7 protein-coding genes are annotated in these 5193 nt (G+C 62.4%); 4 read left to right on the top strand and 3 right to left on the bottom strand.

Annotation, left to right across the window (positions count from 1 at the left end):
* Positions 1-125: 125 nt before the first annotated feature.
* Complete coding sequence (locus tag VZP09_RS06835) at positions 126-1055, top strand: aromatic alcohol reductase (RefSeq protein WP_002902287.1); 930 nt, start codon at positions 126-128, stop codon at positions 1053-1055.
* Between the two features lie 25 nt (positions 1056-1080).
* Entirely contained in the window at positions 1081-1287 is a 207-nt protein-coding gene (locus tag VZP09_RS06830; protein ID WP_004179576.1) for a DUF1471 domain-containing protein, read from the top strand.
* 50 nt (positions 1288-1337) lie between these two features.
* Here the strand turns inward: VZP09_RS06830 and VZP09_RS06825 are convergent, their stop codons facing one another.
* On the bottom strand, positions 1338-2216 hold the full coding sequence (locus VZP09_RS06825; protein WP_004151595.1) for an AraC family transcriptional regulator: 879 nt from the start codon (positions 2214-2216) through the stop codon (positions 1338-1340).
* 158 nt (positions 2217-2374) lie between these two features.
* On the opposite strand from VZP09_RS06825, the gene VZP09_RS06820 reads away from it, so the two are divergent.
* Positions 2375-3130, top strand: coding sequence for an SDR family NAD(P)-dependent oxidoreductase (locus VZP09_RS06820; protein ID WP_328794977.1), 756 nt, complete (start codon positions 2375-2377; stop codon positions 3128-3130).
* 4 nt (positions 3131-3134) lie between these two features.
* On the opposite strand, the gene VZP09_RS06815 is transcribed toward VZP09_RS06820, so the two are convergent.
* A complete protein-coding gene (locus VZP09_RS06815; protein WP_015958263.1) occupies positions 3135-3728 on the bottom strand; it encodes a TetR/AcrR family transcriptional regulator in 594 nt (197 codons plus the stop codon).
* 73 nt (positions 3729-3801) lie between these two features.
* Between VZP09_RS06815 and bdcA the strand changes: the two genes are divergently transcribed.
* Positions 3802-4515: an SDR family oxidoreductase gene (bdcA, locus tag VZP09_RS06810; protein WP_009486343.1), complete on the top strand. Its 714-nt coding sequence runs from the start codon at positions 3802-3804 to the stop codon at positions 4513-4515.
* A gap of 66 nt (positions 4516-4581) precedes the next feature.
* On the opposite strand, the gene VZP09_RS06805 is transcribed toward bdcA, so the two are convergent.
* Positions 4582-5076 carry a hypothetical protein gene (locus VZP09_RS06805; RefSeq protein ID WP_004176416.1) on the bottom strand — a complete coding sequence of 165 codons (495 nt, stop codon included), beginning with the start codon at positions 5074-5076 and terminating at the stop codon, positions 4582-4584.
* Positions 5077-5193: the final 117 nt, after the last annotated feature.

The following is a 5193-nucleotide window of genomic DNA, read 5'->3' as shown; positions in this document are numbered from 1 at the left end:
GGCGCTCATTATCCCATTATTACGAACAGTCTAACCCGAAACGCTGTACTTATCGAATGACGACCGTCCCCCTACACTGAGCCTGTATCCCGTCAACACAAGGCTTAACTGAGCAAGGAGTTAAAATGAAAACTGATAATTTTAATCATGCGGAAAAGGTATTGGTGCTGGGAGCGGGACAACTGGGCGCCGCCGTTCTTGATGCGCTGGTGCCTGCGGTAATCGAGCGCCAGGGCACGGTCTCGGTCATCGTCTCGCCGGCGGCCTGGGATGAAGCCGGCCAGCTGCGGTCGGCAAACCATCAGGCGCTGGCCGACGCCGGAGCCACCTTCCTCGCCGTCGACATCGCCGGTAGCGCCATGGAGACGCTGGCCGATCAGTTTCGCGGATTCACCACCGTGATTAACTGCATGGGGTTTGTCGCCGGTCCGGGGACACAGCTGAAAATTACCCGCGCGGTGCTGGCGGCCGGGGTACCCCGCTATTTTCCCTGGCAGTTTGGCGTCAATTACGATGTGGTAGGCAAAGGCAGCGGTCAGCCGGTCTGGGACGAGCAGTACGATGTCCGGACCCTGCTGCGCGCGCAGCGGGCCACGGAGTGGGTCATTGTCTCCACCGGGATGTTTACCAGCTTTCTCTTCGAACCAGACTTCGATGTAGTGAATTTATCCAACCGAACCCTTCACGCCCTTGGCAGCTGGGATACCCAGGTGACCGTCACCTCACCGGCGGATATTGGCCGCCTGACCACGGCGATTTATCTGCATCAGCCGCGGATCGTCAACGAGGTGGTGTTTGTTGCCGGCGAAACGACCTCTTACCGGCAGTTGGCGGATACCGTCGAGCGCGTAACGCAGCAGACGTTCAGCAAAGCCGTCCACACCCTGCCCGCCCTGCTGGAGCAGCTGCGGACAAACCCGGATGACGCCATGCTGCGCTATCGCGCCGCCTTCGCCCGGGGGGATGGCGTGTGGTGGCCGATGGGCGACACCTGGAATGCCCGCCACCAGCTGCCGACCCAGGACATTGCCGGCTGGCTGCAGACCGCGCGCTGATTTTCTCTCACAGGACAGAATGACGATGAACAAGTTAATTCCACTGATCGTATTGAGTTGTCTGCTGCCCCTGGCGGCAAATGCCAGAACCATCACCGCCACCGGCGATACCCTGGACCATGCGGAGAGCAAAATCCGCCAGCAGGCCGCCCGCGAGGGCGCGACTACCTATCGCATCACTGAAGCGCGAATGGGCAACAAAGTGCATATCACGGCGAAAATCGCGGACTAAAGCACCGGCGTCAGGCTCAGGGATGAGCTGCCGGCAGCCCGCGCGCCAGGTCAGGCGCTCATTTTTTCCCGTCGACGATCGCGGCCCGGCGGCGCGCCATACAGGCGAGCGTATTCCCGGGTGAACTGCGACACGCTGATATAGCCCACCTCCCCGGCAGCCTGCGCAATACTCATCCCTTCCGCCAGCATCAGGCGGCGGGCGTGGATCAGGCGCAACTGCTTCTGAAACTGCAGCGGCGACAGCGTGGTCATGGCGCGGAAATGACGGTGAAAGACAGAGACGCTCATCCCGGCGGCGTCGGCCAGCGCGTCGACGCTGACTGGCTGCATAAAATCCCGGCGCAGCATCGCCACCGCCCGACGGATCCGCGCCGAATGGCTGTCTACGGCGCCCAGCGCCCGGATGGCCGGCCCATGGACACTCTGCAACAGCCAGTAATGTAGCTCCCGCCGCAGACCTTCCCCCAGCACCGCCAGCGCCCCCGGTTGATCAAACAGCCTTGCCAGCCGGTAAGCGGCATCCGTCACATCGGCGTTCATCGGTTCGATACCAACGCGGGGCGCCTCATCCGGCCCTGACGGCCCGGCCTCCTGCAGCTCGCGCAGGATAGCCAGGTCCAGCTCCAGCACCAGCGCGTAATAGGGAAAACGCTGACTGGCCTCGGTGATCTGGCTGGTAGTGGGAACATCCGCGGCAATCACCATCGCCTCGCCCGGACCATAGTCAAAGCTTGCCAGGCCGGTGGTCACGCTCTTACGCCCCTGGAGCAGCATGGCCACCAGCGGCCTGGCGATAGCCGCCTGCAGGTCACCAGGATGCAGGGCCCGCACCAGAGTAATACCGGGAACCGGGGTAACTGCCACCCCGCTGCTATCGACATGAGCATCGGCAAACCGGCGGCAGAGATCGAACAGAGCGTCGCGCATAAGATCCTTTCAGGCAAGTTTTAAAGCCTGAGTATGCGCTATTTCCCGGCAAAAGGGAGTGAACGGAGAGAAATGGGCAAAAAATAACAAGGATTGGGCAACCCGGCCCGGTGAGCCTCTCCTATTGTAAGGACTCCACATACCAGAGAGGACCGAACATGGCTAAAATTGCACTTATTACCGGCGCCAACCGCGGCCTTGGCCGTCAGACCGCACTGGATATCGCCCGCCAGGGTGGGGATGTCATCGTCACCTACCGCGGCAATCTCGAACAGGCGGAAGCGGTGGTCGCCGACATCCGCGCCCTGGGCCGCAAGGCCATCGCCCTGCCGCTGGATATGGCGCAAACCGCCAGCTTCCCGGCCTTCGCCGACAGCCTCGGCAGCGCGCTGGCCAGCGTCTGGGGGCGGGCCACTTTCGACCACCTGATCAATAACGCAGGGCACGGCGAATTCGCCCCGCTGGCCGAAACGCGCGAAGCGCAGTTCGACGGGCTGTTTAACGTCCACGTTAAGGGGGTATTTTTTCTCGTACAAACCCTGCTGCCGCTGCTGGCAGACGGCGGGCGGATCGTTAACTTTTCCTCCGGGCTGACCCGCGTCTCCTATCCTGGCTTCTCCGCCTACGCCGCCGCCAAAGCGGCTGTGGAGATGCTGAGCGTGTACATGGCCCGCGAGCTGGGCGGGCGCGGCATAACCGTCAATACCATCGCCCCCGGCGCTATCGCCACCGATTTTGGCGGTGGGCTGGTGCGGGACGACGCAGAGGTAAACGCGCAGTTTGCCGCCATGACGGCGCTGGGACGGGTGGGCGTTCCCGAGGATATTGGGCCGATGATCGCCAGCCTGCTACGCGACGATAACCGCTGGGTGACCGCCCAGCGGATCGAGGTGTCGGGCGGACAAACCATCTGACGACTCAGGCTGGCAGGATGCGCTCCAGCGCCAGGCCTGCCAGCCGCACGGTCTCCAGAAGACGCGGCAGACTATCCCCTTCCCGCGCTTTCGCCGACAGGCCAAGCATCAACGTATCCATATAGTCAGTCACCCGCAGCGCGTCCTGCGGGCGATGGCGGGCGATATACTGCTGGATTTTGGCTCTTGCCGCAGCATGCCATTCGCCTGCCGCCACCCGGGCATCAGCATCCTGACAATGTACCCCCTCCAGCACCAGGCAGCCGGCGGCGGCCGGATCGGCCACATAGCGGCGAGCCGCCTCCTGCAGTACGGCGATGAGCGACGCCGCCACCGGCTGGTCGTCTCGCAGCAGGGCATCAATGGGAATGGCCCCGGTCTGGCTGTAGCGCTGCAGGACGCGGGTATACAGCCCGAGCTTGCTGCCAAAAGCGGCATAAAAGCTCGGGGGGTTGATGCCGAAAGCCTGGGTCAGATCGGCCACGCTCACCGCGTCGTAGCCTCGCGCGTGGAAGAGGCGTTGCGCCGTTTCAATGGCCTGTTCCGCATCAAACTGGCGGGGACGTCCCGGAGTACGCCCTGGTTTTGTAGTGGTCACTATATTAATCCTTGACAGCCTGTTTAGCCGCAGCATATTGTAATCATCACTACAATATCATGAGGTGTGGGATATGACAGCGTTTCACAACAAATCAGTGCTGGTTTTAGGCGGGAGTCGGGGAATTGGCGCGGCGATCGTCAGGCGTTTTGTCGCCGATGGCGCGTCGGTGGTGTTTAGCTATTCCGGTTCGCCGGAAGCGGCCGAGCGGCTGGCGGCAGAGACCGGCAGCACGGCGGTGCAGGCGGACAGCGCCGATCGCGATGCGGTGATAAGCCTGGTCCGCGACAGCGGCCCGCTGGACGTATTAGTGGTCAATGCCGGGATCGCGCTTTTCGGTGACGCTCTCGAGCAGGACAGCGATGCCATCGATCGCCTGTTCCGCATCAATATTCACGCCCCCTACCATGCCTCCGTCGAAGCGGCGCGCCGCATGCCGGAAGGCGGGCGCATTATTGTCATCGGCTCGGTCAATGGCGATCGCATGCCAGTGCCGGGAATGGCGGCCTATGCGCTCAGTAAATCGGCCCTGCAGGGGCTGGCGCGCGGCCTGGCGCGGGATTTTGGCCCGCGCGGCATCACGGTCAACGTCGTCCAGCCCGGCCCAATTGATACCGACGCCAACCCGGAGAACGGCCCGATGAAAGAGCTGATGCACAACTTTATGGCCATTAAGCGCCATGGCCGTCCGGAAGAGGTGGCGGGAATGGTGGCGTGGCTGGCCGGTCCGGAGGCATCGTTTGTCACTGGCGCCATGCACACCATCGACGGAGCGTTTGGCGCCTGATACCTCAGGGCGGCGATGCGCGCTTTGCACCGCCGCCGCGGGGACGTCATCGCCTGTCAGGGATCATCAGGCCAGGCTATCGACCGCCATAAAAAAGCGATCTTCGGTAAGCATAAGCCGCGCTTCCGGGGACTGGTGCGCCTTGCGGATCATCCAGCCCTCCTCCGGGGCCAGGCTCAGATAAAACACCTCCCGGGATCCCGCGCCGTCGGGCGCCTCAAGACTCAGGGTCACGATCCCCTTTTCCACGCCATCCAACAGCTGCTGCGGCACGATATTGACGCTGCGCTCGCCGTTTTGCAGACGAATGGCCGGGATATCGTAGCGGCAGATGCCGCTGTTGAGGCTGTAGCCAAGGGTACTCAGGTCGTGGAGATGGCGGGTCGAAATCACCACCTCAATACCGGTTCCATCAAACCACTGACTTATCTGCTGAGCCAGCTCCGCCATCTGCTGACGAAACCTGGCGATATCCGCGGCGGCCGACCCGTCGAGGGCCGCTGTCCGCCGCGGATTTTGCTGTTGCTGCAGTTTCTTAAAAAAACGTTCCCTCGCTGTCACGTTATCTCCCTGTGCTGTGATGAAACCGGTTGGGCTGGATGAAGATGGTTATCGCCCGTTCGCTGGTTACGAAGGTTGAGGGCGAACTGGCGCGATGGCCCCGCCGCAAATGTTTGT

The sequence above is a fragment of the Klebsiella sp. EMBS2024 genome (assembly GCF_036233805.1).
Lineage (GTDB): Bacteria > Pseudomonadota > Gammaproteobacteria > Enterobacterales > Enterobacteriaceae > Klebsiella > Klebsiella pneumoniae.
The sequence above is the reverse complement of the archived record's forward strand: the minus strand, read 5'-3'. Positions and strand labels throughout refer to the sequence as shown.

Bases quoted from the DNA above. Each gene is read 5' to 3' on its own strand.
- VZP09_RS06835 (WP_002902287.1), top strand. From the start codon at position 126: ATGAAAACTGATAATTTTAATCATGCGGAAAAGGTATTGGTGCTGGGA.
- VZP09_RS06830 (WP_004179576.1), top strand. From the start codon at position 1,081: ATGAACAAGTTAATTCCACTGATCGTATTGAGTTGTCTGCTGCCCCTG.
- VZP09_RS06825 (WP_004151595.1), bottom strand. From the start codon at position 2,216: ATGCGCGACGCTCTGTTCGATCTCTGCCGCCGGTTTGCCGATGCTCAT.
- VZP09_RS06820 (WP_328794977.1), top strand. From the start codon at position 2,375: ATGGCTAAAATTGCACTTATTACCGGCGCCAACCGCGGCCTTGGCCGT.
- bdcA (WP_009486343.1), top strand. From the start codon at position 3,802: ATGACAGCGTTTCACAACAAATCAGTGCTGGTTTTAGGCGGGAGTCGG.